Source organism: Streptomyces sp. NPDC044033 (assembly GCF_056434425.1).
Genome location: NZ_JBWKFF010000009.1, coordinates 169386 through 188033, shown reverse-complemented (window position 1 = coordinate 188033; position 18648 = coordinate 169386). Strand labels below are relative to the sequence as shown.

The 18648-nt window shown below is 72.2% G+C and carries 13 protein-coding genes; 9 read left to right on the top strand and 4 right to left on the bottom strand.

Annotated features, from left to right (window positions below; translation table 11 throughout):
- Positions 1 to 46: 46 nt before the first annotated feature.
- Positions 47 to 934, bottom strand: a complete 888-nt coding sequence (locus AC07AB_RS18365; RefSeq protein ID WP_478567570.1) for a Cgl0159 family (beta/alpha)8-fold protein — start codon at positions 932 to 934, stop codon at positions 47 to 49.
- Between the two features lie 200 nt (positions 935 to 1134).
- Entirely contained in the window at positions 1135 to 2136 is a 1002-nt protein-coding gene (gene iolC, locus AC07AB_RS18360) for a 5-dehydro-2-deoxygluconokinase (RefSeq protein WP_478567567.1), read from the bottom strand.
- A 483-nt stretch (positions 2137 to 2619) separates the two neighbouring features.
- Here iolC and AC07AB_RS18355 point away from each other — a divergent pair, with 483 nt between their 5' ends.
- From AC07AB_RS18355 to AC07AB_RS18330, 6 genes are all read left to right on the top strand, one after another.
- Positions 2620 to 3540, top strand: coding sequence for a sugar phosphate isomerase/epimerase family protein (locus tag AC07AB_RS18355; RefSeq protein WP_478567564.1), 921 nt, complete (start codon positions 2620 to 2622; stop codon positions 3538 to 3540).
- Between the two features lie 82 nt (positions 3541 to 3622).
- Positions 3623 to 4642: a Gfo/Idh/MocA family protein gene (locus tag AC07AB_RS18350; RefSeq protein ID WP_478567561.1), complete on the top strand. Its 1020-nt coding sequence runs from the start codon at positions 3623 to 3625 to the stop codon at positions 4640 to 4642.
- A gap of 110 nt (positions 4643 to 4752) precedes the next feature.
- Positions 4753 to 5781, top strand: coding sequence for a Gfo/Idh/MocA family protein (locus tag AC07AB_RS18345; RefSeq protein WP_478567558.1), 1029 nt, complete (start codon positions 4753 to 4755; stop codon positions 5779 to 5781).
- 335 nt (positions 5782 to 6116) lie between these two features.
- Entirely contained in the window at positions 6117 to 6323 is a 207-nt protein-coding gene (locus AC07AB_RS18340; protein ID WP_478567555.1) for a helix-turn-helix transcriptional regulator, read from the top strand.
- A gap of 211 nt (positions 6324 to 6534) precedes the next feature.
- Positions 6535 to 6765 carry a heavy-metal-associated domain-containing protein gene (locus AC07AB_RS18335; RefSeq protein WP_478567552.1) on the top strand — a complete coding sequence of 77 codons (231 nt, stop codon included), beginning with the start codon at positions 6535 to 6537 and terminating at the stop codon, positions 6763 to 6765.
- A 93-nt stretch (positions 6766 to 6858) separates the two neighbouring features.
- A complete protein-coding gene (locus AC07AB_RS18330) occupies positions 6859 to 9177 on the top strand; it encodes a heavy metal translocating P-type ATPase (protein WP_478567550.1) in 2319 nt (772 codons plus the stop codon).
- A 597-nt stretch (positions 9178 to 9774) separates the two neighbouring features.
- Here AC07AB_RS18330 and AC07AB_RS18325 read toward each other — a convergent pair.
- Positions 9775 to 11064, bottom strand: a complete 1290-nt coding sequence (locus AC07AB_RS18325; protein WP_478567547.1) for a citrate synthase — start codon at positions 11062 to 11064, stop codon at positions 9775 to 9777.
- 196 nt (positions 11065 to 11260) lie between these two features.
- Positions 11261 to 13477 carry an SF1B family DNA helicase RecD2 gene (gene recD2 / locus AC07AB_RS18320; protein WP_478567544.1) on the bottom strand — a complete coding sequence of 739 codons (2217 nt, stop codon included), beginning with the start codon at positions 13475 to 13477 and terminating at the stop codon, positions 11261 to 11263.
- Between the two features lie 515 nt (positions 13478 to 13992).
- On the opposite strand from recD2, the gene AC07AB_RS18315 reads away from it, so the two are divergent.
- The 3 genes from AC07AB_RS18315 to AC07AB_RS18305 all read left to right on the top strand — a co-directional run bounded on the left by AC07AB_RS18315 (position 13993) and on the right by AC07AB_RS18305 (position 18550).
- Positions 13993 to 15003 (top strand): LacI family DNA-binding transcriptional regulator, encoded by a 1011-nt coding sequence (locus tag AC07AB_RS18315; protein ID WP_478567541.1) that lies wholly within the window; start codon positions 13993 to 13995, stop codon positions 15001 to 15003.
- 75 nt (positions 15004 to 15078) lie between these two features.
- Complete coding sequence (locus AC07AB_RS18310) at positions 15079 to 16608, top strand: sugar ABC transporter ATP-binding protein (protein WP_478567876.1); 1530 nt, start codon at positions 15079 to 15081, stop codon at positions 16606 to 16608.
- Positions 16598 to 18550: an ABC transporter permease/substrate-binding protein gene (locus AC07AB_RS18305; RefSeq protein ID WP_478567538.1), complete on the top strand. Its 1953-nt coding sequence runs from the start codon at positions 16598 to 16600 to the stop codon at positions 18548 to 18550. Before AC07AB_RS18310 ends, AC07AB_RS18305 begins: the two co-directional genes overlap by 11 nt.
- Positions 18551 to 18648 lie beyond the last annotated feature (98 nt).

Here is an 18648-nt window from a genome sequence, read left to right as displayed (position 1 = left end):
CGGCGGGCGTCGGGGCGCGGCGGGCGTCGGGGCGCGGCGGGCGGTCTCACAGGAGTCCGACGGCGGTGTCCACGGCCGCCGCCACGTCCCCGTCCGCGGGGTAGAGCAGGGAGCGGCCGACGACCAGCCCCTGGACGGTGGGCAGGCGCAGCGCCTTGCGCCACTTCTCGTACGCCCCGGCCTGGCTCTCGGGCGAGGCGCCGACCTCGCCGCCGAGCAGCACGACGGGCAGTGTGGAGGTCTCGCAGACCTGGGCCATGTCGTCGGGGTCGCGGGTGACGGGGAGTTTGAGCCAGGTGTACGCGGAGGTGCCGCCGAGCCCGGCGGCGATGGCCACGGACGTGGTGACGGCCTCGGCGCCGAGGTCGTTCCTGGCCTTGCCGTCGACGCGGCGGGAGATGAACGGCTCGACGAAGACGGGCAGTCGGCGGGCGGCCATGGCGTCGATGACGCGGGCGGCGGCCTCCATGGTGGAGAGCGAGCCGGGGTCGTCGTAGTCGATGCGCAGCAGGAGTTTGCCGGCGTCGAAGCGGAGCCGGGCGAGGTCCTCGGGGCGGTGGCCGGTGAACCGGTCGTCCATCTCGAAGGCGGCGCCGGCGAGTCCGCCGCGGTTCATGGAGCCCATGGCGACCTTGCCGTCGAGCGCTCCGAGGAGGAGCAGGTCCTCCAGGATGTCGGCGGTGGCGAGGACCCCGTCGACGCCGGGCCGGGCCAGCGCCAGGCACATGCGTTCCAGCAGGTCGACGCGGTTGGCCATGGCGAGTCTGCGGTCGCCGACGGCGAGTGCGCCGCGGGCGGGGTGGTCGGCGGCGATGATCATCAGCCGGCCGCTGCCGCCGACGAGGGGGCGGCGGGGGCGCTCGGCGGCGGCCTCGGCGATGGCCTCGGGATGGCGCGCCCGCGTCGCCACGATGTCGGAGATGCGAGTGGTCAAGGGGGTTCTCACTTCCTTGTGCGGGGGCGCGTACGGGCTTGGGGGCGGGTCTCGGCGTACGGGCTGGGGACCCCGGTGTACGGGCTTGGGGGCCGTATCCCGCGGGCGGAGAGGGGGTGGGGCCGCGAGTGTGAGGCGGTCCGTCGGCTGGGGCGGGGCGGGGCGCGGTCACGCGGCGCGGTCACGGGCGGCGGGGCCGGTCAGCGCCGCCCGGCGAGGAAGTCGTCGACCTCGGCAGCGGTCGGCATGGCGGAGGAGCAGGCCAGCCGGGAGGCGACGATGGCGCCGGCGGCGTTGGCGTAACGCATCGCCGGCTTCAGCTCCCAGCCGCTGAGCAGTCCGTGGCAGAGGGCGCCGCCGAAGGAGTCGCCCGCGCCGAGGCCGTTGACGACGTCGACGGGGGTGGGCGGCACCTCGGCGGTGCGGCCGTCGCGGTGGACGGCGAGCACGCCCTTGGGCCCCTGCTTGATGACGGCGAGTTCGACGCCGGTCTCCAGCAGGGCGCGGGCGCAGTCCCACGGATCCCGTACGCCGGTGGCGACTTCGGCCTCGTCGAGGTTGCCGACCGCGACGGTGGCGTGGGCGAGCGCCGCCTCGTAGTAGGGGCGTGCGGCGGCGCGCGCGGCGGGACCGCCCGCGCCGCCGGAGCCGGACGCGCCGCCCTCGCCACCCCAGAACATGGGGCGCCAGTCGAGGTCGAAGACGGTGTGGCGGCCGGGGGCGGCGGCGCGGGCTTCGAGGGCGGTGAGGGTGGCGGAGCGGCTGGGCTCCTCGCACAGCCCGGTGCCGGTCATCCAGAAGACGCGGGCGGCGCGGACGGCGTCCAAGTCCACTTCGTCCGGGCGGATGTCCAGGTCGGGGGCCTTGGGGAGGCGGTAGAAGTACAGCGGGAAGTCGTCGGGCGGGAAGATCTCGCAGAAGGTGACGGGGGTGGGGTACCGGTCGACGGGGGTGACCCACCGGTCGTCCACGCCGAAGTCGCGCAGCGCCTGGTGGACGTAGTCCCCGAAAGGGTCCGCGCCGGTGCGGCTGATAACGGCGGAGCGGCGGCCGAGGCGGGCCGCGGCGACGGCGACGTTGGTGGCGGAGCCGCCGAGGAACTTGCCGAAGGTCTCCACCCGCGCCAGCGGCACGCCGGTCTGGAGCGGGTAGATGTCGACCCCGATGCGTCCCATCGTGATCAGGTCGTACGGCTCGGTCATGGGTGCCCCTTCGCGTTCCGTCACGGTCCATGGCGTTCTTCGGTGTTCTTCGGCCTTCCTCGGTGGTCCCTGGCAGTTCTCGGTGGCGCTTGGCGCACCTCGGCGACTCGACGCGGTCCTCGGCGGCCCGTCGCGGTCCTCGGCGCCCCTTCGTGATCCTCGGCCTTCCGGCTCCGGCTCAGGCTCAGGCCGCTGCTCCGGCTTCCGCGCCGGCTCGAACCCCTGCTCCGGATCAGGCTCTCGCCCCGTCACGGGCTCTTGCCTGGCACAGGTCTAACGGGCGGATTCGCACCCTGTCAACAATTTGTCCTTACATTCTTACCTTCCTCGCGCACCCCCCTGGAACGACCTCCGGGTTACAAAGTCCTTAAGTCCGTATGTCAGGACGAAGTCTTGACAGTCGCCGGACCTCCATAGAGGCTGACCCGCGACCCGACCTTTGCCTTCCCGGTCACCGCCGACCGGTGAAAGGAGAGCCGCAGCATGTCCGCACCTCGCCCCGAAACAGCCGTCCTGGACCGGATTCGGGTCGGTTCGGCACCCGATTCATGGGGGGTCTGGTTCCCCGACGACGAGCGGCAAGTCCCCTGGCAGCGGTTCCTGGACGAGGTCTCCGGGGCCGGCTACGAGTGGATCGAGCTGGGCCCGTACGGCTATCTGCCCAGCGAGGCGGAGCGGCTCCGCGAGGAGACCGGCCGGCGCGGGCTCCGGGTCTCCGCCGGTACGGTCTTCACCTCGCTGCACCGCGGCCCGGCCACCTGGGACGCGACCTGGGCGCACGTGGCGAAGGTCGCCGGGCTGACCCGGGCGATGGGCGCGCGGCACCTCGTCGTCATCCCGTCCTTCTGGCGCGACGACAAGACCGCCGAGATCATCGAGGACTCCGAACTCACCGCCGAGCAGTGGAACGACCTCGCGCGCGGCATGGAGCGGCTGGGCCGCGAGGTGCGCGACCGCTACGGGCTCGACATCGTCGTCCATCCGCACGCCGACACCCACATCGACTCCGAGGAGCACGTCGAGCGGTTCCTCGACGCCACCGACCCGGACCTGGTGAACCTCTGCCTGGACACCGGCCACTACGCGTACTGCGGCGGCGACAGCGTCAAACTCATCGAGACCTACGGCGAGCGGATCGGCTACCTCCACCTCAAGCAGGTGGCCCCGGAGATCCTCGCCGACGTCGTCAGGAACAAGACGCCGTTCGGTCCGGCCGTCGCACAGGGCGTGATGTGCGAACCGCCGCGCGGCGAGCCCGCGCTGGAGCCCGTACTGGCGGCGGCGCAGCGCCTCGGCGTCGACCTGTTCGCCATCGTCGAGCAGGACATGTACCCCTGCGCGCCGGACGCGCCGCTCCCGATCGCCGAGCGCACCAGGCGCTTCCTGCGGTCCTGCGGGGCGTGACCGCCTCAGCCCGAGAACCGCCGGACCGGCCCGGAGCGCGGTCCGGCCACCGACGCCCGCACCACACCACCCAAGGGACGACATGACTTTGCTGGGAACCCTCGGCGTAGCCGTCATCGGCACCGGCCGGATGGGCGCGGACCACGTGCGCCGGCTCGACGGCGTCATCAGCGGCGCGCGCGTCGCGGCCGTCGTCGACATCGACCGGGCCCGGGCCGAGGCCGCGGCGGACGGCATCGAGGGCTGTACGGCCTACACCGACCCGACCGCCGCCATGGCCGCCCCGGACGTCGACGCCGTCCTCATCGCCTCGCCCGGCGCGGCCCACGAGGCGGCGCTGCTGGCTGCGTTCGAGCGCGACCTGCCCGTCCTGTGCGAGAAGCCGCTCACCCCGGACCCGGCCTCCGCGCTGCGCGTCCTGGCGGCGGAACAGCGGCTCGGCCACCGGCGCGTACAGGTCGGCTTCATGCGCCGCTACGACGCCGACTATCTGAAGCTCAAGCGGCTCATCGACGAACGCGCCTTCGGCCGCACGCTGATGCTGCACAACAAACACCGCAACGCCGACACACCGCCCGGCTTCACCGACGCGATGATGATCCACGACTCGGCCGTGCACGAGATCGACGTCACCCGCTGGCTGCTGGACGAGGAGATCACCGCCGTCCGCGTGCTGCGCCCGACGGCCTCCGGCAAGGCCCCCGAGGGGCTCAGCGATCCCCAGCTCATCGTCTTCGAGACCGCCGGGGGCCGGGTCGTGGACACCGAACTGTTCGTCAACTGCGGCTTCGGCTACCAGGTGACGTGCGAGGCGGTCGGCGAGAGCGGCACCGCCCGGATCGGCGACGAGCACGGCGTGTTCACCAACGCCGCCGGCCGCTGGGGCACCGGGATCGCCCCCGGCTTCGTGGAGCGCTTCGAGGAGGCGTACGACCGGCAGGTGCGGCGCTGGGTGGACGCGACCCGGCGCGGCGAGGTCGAGGGCCCCAGCTGCTGGGACGGCTACGCGGCGGCCGCCGTCTGCGAGGCGGGCGTACGCGCCCAGGCGACCGGCGAGCGGGTGGCCGTGGACCTCGTCGAACGTCCGGCGCTCTACCGCTGAGAGCCCTTCATGGAGCGGCGCTTCGGGCCCCTCAAGTGGGGGCCGGTCACCGACGGCGCGCCGCTGACCGGCCCCGCCCGCCACGACAGCCAACGTCAGGAGCTCCCCTCATGCGCATCGGTTTTCTCGGCGCGGGCCGGATCGGCTCCTTCCACGCCGCGGCCCTCGCCGGTACGGACGGTGTCGGCGAACTGCTGATCGGCGACACCGACGCGGCCCGCGCCGCCGCGCTCGCGGACCGGGTCGGCGCGCGGGCGGCCGAGTCGGTCGACGCGGTCTTCGCCGCGGGCGTGGACGCCGTGGTGATCGCCACCGCGACCGCCGCGCACGCCGGCCTGATCGCCCGGGCGGCCCGCGCCGGGCTGCCCGCCTACTGCGAGAAGCCCATCGCCCTCGACCTGCCGGGCACGCTCCGCGCGCTGCACGAGGTCGAGGCGGCGGGCACCATGCTCCAGATGGGCTTTCAGCGCCGCTTCGACGCCGGGTACCGGGCGGCGCGCGAGGCGCTGCGGTCCGGGCGGCTCGGCCGGCTGCACACCATCCGGGCCGTCACCTCGGACGCCGCGCCCCCGCCTGCCGAGTTCCTGCCGCTGTCCGGCGGGCTGATCCGGGACTGCCTGGTGCACGACTTCGACGCCGTGCGCTGGCTGACGGGGCGTGAGGTGGTGGAGGTCTTCGCGCGCGGCTCGGCGAACGGCGCGGAGTTCTTCCGCGCGGCGGGCGACGTGGACACGGCGGCGGCGCTGCTCACCCTGGACGACGGCACGCTGGTCACGGCGACCGCCACCCGCTACAACGGCGCGGGGTACGACGTACGGATGGAACTGGCGGGCGAGCGCGGCCAGCTGGTGGTCGGGCTGGACGCCCGTACGCCCTTCGCCTCCGCCGAACCGGGCGGACCCGCGGCGCCGGAGCGGCCCTGGGCCGGCTTCCTGGAACGGTTCGAGGCCGCGTACCGGGCGGAGCTCGCGGCCTTCGTACGGGCGGCCGCGGGCGAGGCCCCGAATCCGTGCTCCGGCCAGGAGGCGCTGCACGCGCTGCTGGTCGCCGAGGCGTGCGAGCGCTCCCGGCTGACGGGGCGCCCGGTGGCGCTGGCGGAGATCACCGAGGAGGCGGCGGCCGCTCGGGGGAGGCTCTGAGGGGCGGCTCTCCGAGGGCGGATGGTCTCTGTGGGGCGCCGGGGCTCGCGGTCATGGCCACCGCTCCCGGGCCGGCGGCCGAGGGACATGGGGAGGGGGAAGAGGGCGGTGGCCTGCGGTCCTCGGACAGCCGCGCCCGGATTGTCACAGCCGTCCCCACATGGTCACAGCCGTCACGCTTACGCGGGTCTTCCGTCACAGGCCGTCAACAGGACCCCTCAGTTCATTACTCAGCGTCGCTCATTGGGCACAGGCTGACTGATCACGAGCGGCCGCGCCGCAGCTCCCCCGACGGACCCCCATCCGTGGCTGCGGCACCGCGGAGAGGCGCGAAGATGACCGACCGGAGGCTTTGGTCCTACAGGGAGATCGCCGCCCACATCGGCGTACAGACGGACACCGTGCGGTCCTACCGGAAGCACGGGCTGCTGCCGCCGCCCGACCAGGTGGAGGGCGGCAAGCCGTTCTGGTTCGCCGACACCGTCCGCGCCTGGGTGGCCCGCCGCCCGGGCAATCGCGCTCGTCGCGACCCGAAGAACTGACCCACCGACCAGCCTGACCAGCCCGTAGCCCCCTCCGGCCCCGTATCGCGCGACCCCGTGCGGCGCGGGGCCCTTCGCGTCCACCGGTGCGTACACCCCCGCCACCCCTTCGGTTTCCCCGCACGGAATACCCCTAGGGGGTATAGTGTTGACACTGTCAGAAGCGATGGGCGCGCCTGGAGTGACCGCCCGAACGAGCCGAGGAGAGACCATGACCGCCGAGACGAACACCGCCACCACCGTCTACAAGGTGACCGGAATGACCTGCGGCCACTGCGAGGGCGCGGTGCGCGAGGAGCTCTCCGCCCTCGACGGCGTCGCCTCCGTCGAGGCCGTCGCCGCCACCGGCCTGGTGACCGTGGTCTCCGCCGCCCCGCTCGACGAGGCGGCCGTCCGCGCCGCGATCGACGAGGCCGGTTACGAGCTCGTGGGTCTGGCCTGACCGTCCGCCCCCGAGGCACCCTCCCCCGCCGGGCCGTACCGCTCAGCTGATACTGCCGCCGCACGGCCCGGCCCTCCTCCCAGGAGAACCGTCATGACCAGCACGGCCCCCGAAACCACGGTGGAGCACAGCAACCGGGTCGAACTCTCGATCGGCGGCATGACCTGCGCGTCCTGCGCCGCGCGCGTCGAGAAGAAGCTCAACCGGATGGAAGGCGTCGCCGCCACCGTCAACTTCGCCACCGAGAAAGCGCGCGTCGCCTACGCCGACGGAGTCGAGGTCGGCGACCTCGTCGCCACCGTGGAGAAGACGGGCTACTCCGCCGAGCCCAAGAGCGAGCCCGGGAACGAGCCCGAGACCGCCGGCTCCGGGCCGGACCGGGCAGCGGACGGACAGGGCGAGGCCGGACAGGCCGGGGCGGAACGGGGCGACGGCGAAACGGCCGCGCTGCGGCAGCGGCTGCTCGTCTCGCTCACGCTCTCCGTGCCCGTCGTACTGCTGGCGATGGTGCCCGCCCTCCAGTTCGACAACTGGCAGTGGCTCTCCCTGACGCTGGCGGCCCCCGTCGTGGTCTGGGGCGCGCTGCCCTTCCACCGGGCCGCCTGGACCAACGCCCGGCACGGCGCGGCCACCATGGACACCCTCGTCTCCATCGGCACCCTCGCGGCCCTCGGCTGGTCACTGTGGGCGCTGTTCTTCGGCGACGCCGGGATGCCCGGGATGCGGCACGGCTTCGACCTCACCGTCTCCCGGACCGGCGGGTCCTCGTCCATCTACCTGGAGGCCGCGGCCGGGGTGACCACGTTCATCCTCATCGGCCGCTATCTGGAGGCGAAGTCCAAGCGGAAGGCGGGCGCGGCGCTGCGCGCCCTGCTGGAACTGGGCGCGCGGGACGTCGCGGTGCTGCGGGACGGGCGCGAGGAGCGCGTACCGGTCTCCCGGCTCGCGGTCGGCGACCGCTTCGTCGTACGGCCCGGGGAGACGATCGCCACCGACGGCACGGTCGTCGAGGGCGGTTCGGCGGTCGACGCGTCAATGCTGACGGGCGAGTCGGTGCCGGTGGACGTGGGCGTCGGCGACACCGTGACCGGCGCGACCGTGAACACCTCGGGCCGGCTCGTCGTCGAGGCGACGCGCGTCGGCTCGGACACCCAGCTGGCGCGGATGGCGCGGCTGGTGGAGGACGCGCAGAACGGCAAGGCGGAGGTGCAGCGCCTCGCGGACCGCATCTCCGGCGTCTTCGTCCCCGTCGTGCTGGTGATCGCGCTGGGCACACTGGCCGGCTGGCTGCTGGCGACGGGCGACGCGACCGCCGCGTTCACGGCCGCCGTGGCCGTCCTGATCATCGCCTGCCCGTGCGCCCTGGGGCTCGCCACGCCGACCGCCCTCATGGTCGGTACGGGCCGGGGCGCGCAGCTCGGCATCCTCATCAAGGGCCCCGAGGTGCTGGAGTCCACGCGCCGGGTGGACACCGTGGTGCTGGACAAGACGGGCACCGTGACCACGGGCCGGATGGGGCTGCACGACGTCATCGCCGCGCCGGGCGTGAGCGAGCGGGAGCTGCTGCGGCTGGCCGGTGCGCTGGAGCACGCCTCCGAGCACCCGATCGCCCGCGCCATCGCGGACGGCGCGGTCGAGCGGACGGGCGCCCTGCCGGTACCGGAGAACTTCGAGAACGTGGCCGGGCTCGGCGTCCAGGGCGTGGTCGACGGACACGCGGTGCTGGTGGGGCGCGAGAAGCTGCTGAGCGACTGGTCGATCGAGCTGCCCGACGGGCTGGCCTCGGCGAAGGCCGCTGCCGAGGCCGAGGGGCGTACGGCGGTGGCCGTGGCCTGGGACGGCGTGGCACGGGGTGTCCTCGCGGTGGCCGACACCGTGAAGGAGTCCAGCGCCGAGGCGGTGGCGCGGCTGCGGGCGCTGGGGCTCGCCCCGGTGCTGCTGACCGGCGACAACAGGGCGGTGGCCGAATCGGTGGCCCGGGAGATCGGCATGGACTCCCCGGACGACATGGTCTTCGCGGAGGTGCTGCCGCAGGACAAGGTGGACGTGGTCAAGCGGCTCCAGGGCGAGGGCCGTACGGTCGCGATGGTCGGTGACGGCGTCAACGACGCCGCCGCCCTGGCCACGGCCGACCTGGGGCTCGCCATGGGCACGGGGACGGACGCGGCGATCGAGGCGGGCGATCTGACGCTCGTACGCGGCGATCTGCGGGTGGCCGCGGACGCGATCCGGCTCTCCCGCCGGACCCTGGCCACCATCAAGGGCAACCTCTTCTGGGCCTTCGGCTACAACGTGGCGGCGCTGCCGCTCGCGGCGGCCGGACTGCTCAACCCGATGATCGCGGGGGCCGCGATGGCCTTCTCCTCGGTCTTCGTGGTGACAAACAGCCTGAGACTCCGTTCCTTCACCTAATCCACATAAGTGACACAACACCCACACCCGAGAGCCTTGATCTTCAGATCGAGGCTCTTGCCCTTTTACGTCCCTTATGGCAAGAGACGCAGATCACAACGATCGGGGGGTAACCATTGCGGGGGGTCGCTGGTCTAACCGGGTAGTGCTGCATCGTCTTGGGGGACGATGGTGGCCACGCGTGGCCGGGGCGACGTGCCCGGGGAGCTTTGAGCGGCCCTCCCGTATGTACGCGTCCCGGCAGATCGCGTCAAGGCGTACGCCGGTGCGAACCGGCGTCCAGGCTCCCGGCCGGATCCCGTGGGGGGAATCCGAACCGGGAAACGGGAAGCGCCCCGCTCCGACCCGTGGGGGGATCGGTAGCGGGGCGCTTTCCCTATAACGCGCCGCACGCGCCGCGCTCGGCGCTCCGCATGGAGGCGCTCGACGCGGCGCCACGTACGGGCGACATGGCGTACGGCCCGCACGGCGCACGGCGCTACATACGGGCGATACGGCGCACGGCGCCGCGCACAGCAGCGGCGCCGCTTCGCACAGCGGCGCCGCTTCGTACAACAGCATCGCGCGCAGCGGCGCCGTGCGGCTCGCGGACAGCCGTCAGCGCTGCTCCACCGGGATGAAGTCGCGCTCGACGATGCCCGTGTAGATCTGGCGCGGGCGGCCGATGCGGGAACCGGGCTCCTTGATCATCTCGTGCCACTGGGCGATCCAGCCGGGGAGCCGACCGAGCGCGAAGAGCACGGTGAACATCTCGGTCGGGAAGCCCATGGCCCGGTAGATGAGGCCGGTGTAGAAGTCGACGTTCGGGTAGAGCTTGCGCTCCACGAAGTAGTCGTCGGCCAGCGCGTGCTCTTCGAGCTTGAGCGCGATGTCGAGCAGCTCGTCGTCCTTGCCCAGGGCAGAGAGGACATCGTGCGCCGCGGCCTTGATGATCTTCGCCCTGGGGTCGAAGTTCTTGTAGACGCGGTGCCCGAAGCCCATGAGCTTCACGCCGTCTTCCTTGTTCTTCACCTTGCGGATGAAGGTGTCGACGTCGCCGCCGGACTGCTTGATGCCTTCCAGCATCTCCAGCACCGACTGGTTGGCACCGCCGTGCAGCGGGCCCCACAGCGCGTTGATGCCCGCCGAGATGGAGGCGAACAGATTGGCCTGCGAGGAGCCGACGAGCCGCACGGTCGAGGTGGAGCAGTTCTGCTCGTGGTCGGCGTGCAGGATCAGCAGCTTGTCCAGCGCGCCGGCGACGACCGGGTCCAGGTCATAGTCGGCGGCGGGCACCGAGAAGGTCATGCGCAGGAAGTTCTCGACATACCCGAGGTCGTTGCGCGGGTAGACGACGGGCTGGCCGACCGACTTCTTGAACGCGTACGCCGCGATCGTGGGCAGCTTGGCCAGCAGCCGGATCGTGGAGAGGTGGCGCTGCTTCTCGTCGAACGGGTTGTGGCTGTCCTGGTAGAACGTGGACAGCGCGCTGACCACGGACGACAGCATCGCCATCGGGTGCGCGTCACGCGGGAAGCCGTCGAAGAACCGCTTCACATCCTCGTGCAGCAGCGTGTGCTGGGTGATCTCGCCCTTGAACGTCGACAGCTCGTCGACGGTCGGCAGCTCACCGTTTATCAGCAGGAACGCCGTCTCCAGGAACGTGCTGTGCTCCGCCAGCTGCTCGATCGGGTACCCGCGGTAGCGCAGGATGCCCTGCTCGCCGTCGAGGTAGGTGATCGCGGATTTGTACGCGGCAGTGTTGCCGTAACCGCTGTCCAGGGTCACCAGACCGGTCTGGGCGCGAAGCTTGCCGATATCGAAGCCCTGGTCGCCGACGGTGCTGTCGACCACCGGGTAGCTGTATTCGCCGTCCCCGTACCGCAGTACTACAGAGTTGTCGCTCACGTCATCCCTCACCGACGTTGTGCCTCTTCTTCGAGGTGCCCTGACTCCCTCTACCTTCCCCCATTTGGACCATGCACGTGCACTCGGGGTCGGCCAAAGGGCCTATGCGCGGCACTCAGTGCCGCCTAGCCTGCCCATACTGCCCCCTTCGCCCCACTTGGGGAAACCTGGGGACCCTCCGGAGCATGTTGAATATTTATGCATCACGTATGCCGCCGCCGAGGCGATAATCCAGCGCGGTGCACCGCCTACCCGCTGAGACCGTCCGCACCGCCTGCCCCAGCGCCTTTCTGGAGCCCACCAGCACCACGAGCCGCTTCGCCCGGGTCACGGCGGTATACAGCAGATTGCGCTGGAGCATCATCCACGCCCCGGTGGTGACGGGGATCACCACCGCCGGGTACTCGCTGCCCTGCGAGCGGTGGATCGTCACCGCGTACGCGTGTGCCAGTTCGTCCAGCTCGTCGAAGTCGTACGGCACCTCCTCGTCCTCGTCCGTGCGCACGGTCAGCCGCTGCTCCTCCACGTTCAGACCGGTGACGACGCCGACCGTGCCGTTGAAGACGCCGTTCTCGCCCTTCTCGTAGTTGTTGCGGATCTGGGTGACCTTGTCGCCGACCCGGAAGACCCGGCCGCCGAACCGCCGCTCCGGCACCTCCGGCCGGGCGGGCGTGATCGCCTGCTGAAGCAGCCCGTTGAGCGTCCCCGCACCGGCCGGACCGCGGTGCATGGGGGCCAGCACCTGCACGTCCCGGCGCGGGTCGAGGCCGAACTTGGCGGGGATGCGCCGCGCCGCCACGTCCACGGTCAGCCGCCCCGCCTCCTCGGTGTCGTCCTCGGCGAAGAGGAAGAAGTCCGCCAGCCCCTGGGTGATGGGCGGCGCGCCGGAGTTGATGCGGTGCGCGTTGGTCACCACGCCGGACTGCTGCGCCTGCCGGAAGATCCGGGTCAGCCGGACGGCCGGGACCGGCCCCCCCTCCGCGAGCAGGTCCCGCAGCACCTCCCCCGCGCCGACCGACGGGAGCTGGTCCACATCCCCGACGAGCAGCAGATGCGCGCCCGGCGCCACGGCCTTGATCAGCTTGTTGGCGAGGAGCAGATCGAGCATCGACGCCTCGTCGACCACCACCAGATCGGCCTCCAGCGGCCGGTCCTTGTCATACGCGGCGTCGCCGCCGGGCCTCAGCTCCAGCAGCCGGTGCACGGTGCCGGCCTCGGCCCCGGTCAGCTCCGAGAGCCGCTTGGCGGCCCGGCCGGTCGGCGCGGCCAGCACCACCTTGGCCTTCTTGGCGCGGGCCAGCTCCACCACCGACCGCACGGTGAAGGACTTGCCGCAGCCCGGGCCGCCGGTCAGCACCGCGACCTTCTCCGTGAGCGCGAGCCGCACCGCCGCCCGCTGCTCGGGGGCCAGCTCAGCCCCCGTACGGTCCGCGAGCCAGGCCAGCGCCTTGTCCCACTCGACGGTGCGGAAAGCGGGCAGCCGGTCCTCCTCCGCCCGCAGCAGCCGCCGCAGTTGGGCCGCCAGGGACAGCTCGGCCCGGTGGAAGGGGACGAGATAGACCGCGGTGACGGGCTGCCCGTCGGGACCGGGCACGCTCTCGCGGACCACCCCCTCCTCGTCCGCGGCCAGTTCGCCGAGACAGTCGATGACCAGACCGGTGTCGACCTGGAGCAGCTTGACCGCGTCGGCGATCAGCCGCTCCTCGGGGAGATAGCAGTGCCCTTGATCGGTGGACTGCGAAAGGGCGTACTGGAGACCGGCCTTGACCCGCTCGGGGCTGTCGTGCGGGATGCCGACCGACTGGGCGATCCGGTCGGCGGTCAGGAAGCCGATGCCCCACACATCGGCCGCGAGCCGATAGGGCTCATTGCGCACCACGGAGATGGAGGCGTCACCGTACTTCTTGTAGATGCGCACCGCGATGGAGGTGGAGACGCCGACTCCCTGGAGGAAGACCATGACCTCCTTGATGGCCTTCTGCTCCTCCCAGGCCGCCGCGATCATCTTCGTGCGCTTCGGGCCGAGTCCGGGCACCTCGACGAGGCGTCCCGGCTGCTGCTCGATGACATCGAGGGTGTCCGTGCCGAAGTGCTCGGTGATCCGGTCGGCGATCCTCGGCCCGATGCCCTTGATCAGGCCGGAGCCCAGATAGCGGCGGATGCCCTGGATGGTGGCGGGCAGCACGGTGGTGTAGTTCTCCACGGTGAACTGGCGGCCGAACTGCGGGTGCGAGCCCCAACGGCCCTCCATGCGCAGCGACTCCCCCGGCTGCGCGCCGAGCAGCGAGCCGACCACCGTGAGGAGATCGCCGCCGCCGCGTCCGGTGTCGACACGGGCGACCGTGTAGCCGTTCTCCTCGTTGGCGTAGGTGATCCGTTCCAGTACCGCTTCAAGGACCGCTTGCTGGGACATGGCACGACGGTACCGCCGGGCCCGGACACCCGCGTGAGCCTGTGGATAACTTCTGAACAGCCCCCTTCCGCTTACCCGCCCGCCCCCTCCGACCAGCCCTCCGACCAGCCCTTCCATCTGCCCTTCCGCCGATCGTTCCGGGCCGGATCGACCCGCCCCGGGCCCGCCGACCGATCCCGATCGGCCTGCCCCGACACCGCCACCCGGCCCCGCCACCCGAGCCGGATCGCCCCACCCCGGCCCCACCGCCCGAGCCCCCGACCCGGCGACCGGCTACCCACCCCAGTCCAGCCCGACCCGGCCCGACCCGGCCCGACCCGGCCCGGTCCGGTCCAGCCCGACCAGGCCCCGTCCGCCAAGCTCCCCCTCCCCCTCCACCGCCACCGCCACCGCCACCGCCACCGCCACCCGACAGTCACGATCAGATGTCGACCCCTCGCCCACCCCTTGACCCACCCCGATGTAATCGTTTCCAATCACCCGTGCAATCGATTCCACAATGAGGTGGTGCGCCCATGGCGGGCATCGGCATCAAAGACGTGGCCGGCCGCGCCGGAGTCTCCGCAGCCACGGTCTCCCGGGTGCTCAACGACCACCCCTCCGTACGCCCGGACACCCGCGCCCGCGTCCTCGCGGCCGTCGCCGAACTCGGCTACCGCCCCAACGCCGTGGCCCGCTCCCTGCGCACCGACCAGACCCGCACCCTCGGCCTCGTCATCAGCGACGTCCTCAACCCCTTCTTCACCGAACTGGCCCGCTCCGTCGAGGACGCCGCCCGCGCCCTCGGCTACAGCGTGATCATCGGCAACGCCGACGAGCGGCCCGACCTCCAGGACCACCACGTCCGTACGCTCCTGGACCGCCGCATCGACGGCCTGCTGGTCAGCCCCACCGACGGCGGCTCCCCCCTGATGCTCCAGGCGGCCCGCGCCGGCACCCCCATGGTCTTCGTGGACCGCTGGATCGCGGGCGTCGGCGTGCCCGTGGTCCGCACCGACGGCCACGCCGCCGTACGCGACCTCGTCGCCCACCTCCACGCCCTCGGCCACCGCCGCCTCGCCATCATCGCCGGGCCCGCCGCGACCACCACGGGCAGCGAGCGCGTCGGCGCGTTCCGGGACGCCCTGCGCGCGTACGGGCTCGCCCTGCCGCCCGAGTACATCGGCCAGGGCGACTTCCAGGCGGACAGCGGGCGGCGCGCCACGGCGCGCTTCCTCGACCTGCCCCGGCCGCCCGAAGCCGTCTTCGCCGCCGACAACTTGATGGCGCTCGGCGCGATGGACGAGATCCGCGCCCGCGGCCTGCGGGTGCCCCGCGACCTCGCCCTCGCCGCGTTCGACGACATCCCCTGGTTCGTGCACACCGACCCGCCGGTCACCGCCGTCGCCCAGCCCACCGGCGAGCTGGGCCGCGCCGCCGTCCGGGCCCTGATCGACGTCGTCGAGGGCCGCGGCGCCGAGTCCGTCACCCTGTCCGCCCGCCTCGTCAAGCGCCGCTCCTGCGGCGAGCCCGAAGGGAGTGAGTGACCGTTGAAGGACCGTACAAACCCGTCGCAGGACCGTACCGACCCGACGCCCCCGGAACCCGTCGAACTGCTCCGCATGGAAGGCGTCCGCAAGACCTTCCCCGGCGTGGTCGCGCTCGACAGCGTCGACTTCGACCTGCGCGCCGGTGAGGTGCACGTCCTGCTCGGCGAGAACGGCGCGGGCAAGTCCACGCTCATCAAGATGCTCTCCGGAGCCCACCGCCCGGACGCCGGCCGCATCCTCGTCGGCGGCGAGCCCGTACGCATCCACGGCGCGCAGGACGCGGAGCGGCTCGGCATCGCCACCATCTACCAGGAGTTCAACCTCGTACCGGACCTGAGCGTCGCCGAGAACATCTTCCTCGGCCGCCAGCCCCGCCGCCTCGGCTTCGTCGACCGCAAGGCGATGGAGAGCGCCGCCGCCGAGCTCCTCGACCGGGTCGGCGTCGACGTCTCCCCCCGCACCCGCGTGCGCGAACTGGGCATCGCCCGGCTCCAGATGGTCGAGATCGCCAAGGCGCTCTCCCTCGACGCCCGCGTCCTGATCATGGACGAGCCGACCGCCGTGCTCACCACCGAAGAGGTGGACAGACTCTTCCGGATCGTCCGGGCGCTGCGCGGGAACGGCGTCGGCATCGTCTTCATCACCCACCACCTGGAGGAGATCGCCGCCCTCGGCGACCGCGTCACCGTCCTGCGCGACGGCCGCAGCATCACCCAGGCCCCGGCCGACACCCCCGAGGACGAACTGGTGCGGCTGATGGTCGGCCGCTCCATCGAGGCGCAGTACCCGCGCGAGAGCACCGGCGTCGAACGGGCCGCGGCCCCCCTGCTGCGCGTCGAGGGCCTCACCCGCGGCGACAGCTTCCAGGACATCGCCTTCGAGGTGCGGGCCGGTGAGGTCGTGGGCCTGGCCGGGCTGGTCGGCGCGGGCCGCACCGAGGTCGTACGGGCCGTGTTCGGCGCCGACCCGTACGACACGGGCACCGTCGAGATGGCCGGCCGGCCGCTGCCCCGGCACGACGTCAACGCCGCGCTGGAGGCCGGGATCGGCCTCGTACCGGAGGACCGCAAGGGCCAGGGCCTGCTCCTGGACGCCTCCGTGCAGGAGAACCTCGGCCTGGTCACCCTCGGCCACGCCACCCGCGCGGGCCTCGTGGACCGGGCCGGGCAGCGGCGGGCCGCCGCCCGGATCGCCGAGCGGCTCGCGGTCCGGATGGCCTCCCTCGACCAGCACGTACGGACCCTGTCCGGCGGCAATCAGCAGAAGGTCGTCATCGGCAAGTGGCTGCTGGCCGACTCCAGGCTGCTGATCCTCGACGAGCCGACGCGCGGCATCGACGTCGGCGCCAAGGTCGAGATCTACCAGCTCATCAACGAGCTCACGGCCTCGGGCCACGCGGTCCTGATGGTCTCCAGCGACCTCCCCGAGGTACTGGGCATGAGCGACCGGGTCCTGGTCATGGCCCAGGGCCGGATCGCGGGCGAACTCGCCGCACAGGACGCCACGCAGGACGCCGTGATGGCCCTGGCCGTACGGACCCGGCCGGCCGCGACGACAGACACGAACGCCGAGAAGGATGGGGAGGGCTCCCGTGGCCACTGACACTCGCAAGGGCGACCGCCCGTCGGGCGCGGCCCCGGTGCTGCGCCGGGTGCTGCTCGACAACGGCGCACTGAGCGCCCTGGTGGTGCTGGTGGTGGCGATGTCGCTGCTGTCCGGCGACTTCCTGACCACTCAGAACCTGCTCAACGTCGGCGTGCAGGCGGCCGTCACCGCGATCCTCGCGTTCGGCGTCACCTTCGTCATCGTCTCGGCGGGCATCGACCTGTCGGTCGGCTCGGTGGCCGCGCTGTCCGCGACCGTGCTGGCCTGGACGGCGACCTCCGAGGGGCTGCCCGTATGGCTGGCGGCCGTGCTCGCGATCGGCACCGGGATCGCCTGCGGCCTGGTCAACGGCGCGCTGATCGCGTTCGGCAAACTACCGCCGTTCATCGCGACGCTGGCGATGCTCTCCATAGGCCGCGGCCTCGCCCTGGTCGTCTCCCAGGGCAGCCCGCTGCCCGTCCCCGACTCCATTTCCGGCCTCGGTGACACGCTCGGCGGCTGGCTGCCCGTGCCGGTCATCGTGATGGTGGCGGTCGGCGTCGTCACCGCGGTGATCCTGGCCCGTACGTACATCGGCCGCACCATGTACGCGATCGGCGGCAACGAGGAGGCGGCCCGGCTCTCCGGCATCCGCGTCAAGCGCCAGAAGCTCGTCGTCTACGCCCTGTCGGGGGCCTTCGCGGCCATCGCGGGCATCGTCCTCGCCTCCCGGCTCTCCTCCGCGCAGCCGCAGGCGGCGTACGGCTACGAACTCGACGCCATCGCGGCCGTCGTCATCGGCGGGGCCAGCCTCTCGGGCGGCGTCGGCAAGGCGTCCGGTACGTTCGTCGGCGCGCTGATCCTCGCCGTGCTCCGCAACGGTCTCAACCTGCTGTCCGTGTCGGCCTTCTGGCAGCAGGTCGTCATCGGGGTCGTCATCGCGCTGGCCGTGCTCCTCGACACGCTGCGCCGCCGCGCCGGGTCCTCCCCGGCCCCCGCGGGCGCGTCCGGGCCGGGCGGCGGGTCGCCGGGCGGCCGGCCGGTGAAGATCGCGATCGGCGCGGTGGCCGTGGCGGCGGTGGCGCTGGCCGCGGTGTTCCTGCGGCCCGGCGACTCGGGCGGCACCACCAAGATCGGGCTCTCGGTGTCGACCCTCAACAACCCCTTCTTCGTGCAGATGAAGGAGGGCGCGCAGGCCGAGGCCGAGAAGTCCGGGGTCGAACTGACCGTCACCGACGCCCAGAACGACGCCTCCCAGCAGGCCAACCAGATTCAGAACTTCACCAGTCAGGGCGTCAAGGCCATGATCGTGAACCCGGTGGACTCGGACGCCGCGGGCCCGTCCGTCAAGGCCGCGGGCAAGGCGGACATCCCCGTCGTCGCCGCCGACCGGGGCGTCAACAAGGCATCCATCGACACCCTCGTGGCCTCCGACAACGTCGCGGGCGGCAGGCTCGCCGCCAAGACGCTCGCGGAGCAGCTGGACGGCAAGGGCACCATCCTGGTCCTCCAGGGAACGGCCGGCACCTCGGCCTCGCGCGAGCGCGGCCAGGGCTTCCGGGAGGGGCTGAAGGCGTACCCCGGCATCAAGATCGCCGCCCAGCAGCCGGCGGACTTCGACCGCACCAAGGGGCTGGACGTGACGACCAACCTCCTCCAGGCACACTCGGACGTGAACGGCGTCTTCGCCGAGAACGACGAGATGGGGCTGGGCGCGGTCAAGGCTCTGGGGTCCAAGGCCGGCAAGTCCGTGAAGGTCGTCGCCTTCGACGGCACGCCGGACGGGCTCAAGGCGGTCAGGGACGGCTCGCTGGCGGCGACCGTCGCGCAGCAGCCGAAGGAGCTGGGCAGGCTGGCCGTGCGGAACGCCGTCAAACTGACCAAGGGAGAGAAGGTCGGCGAGACGGTGAAGGTGCCGGTGAAGGTCGTCACCGCGAAGAACGTCGCGCACTTCTCCTGAAGCCGCCCCCGACCCCGCCCCCTGCTGTCCTTCAACCCGCTGCCCTCGGCCCCGCGGTCCTTCAACCCGCTGTCCTTCAACCCGCTGTCCTTCGACCC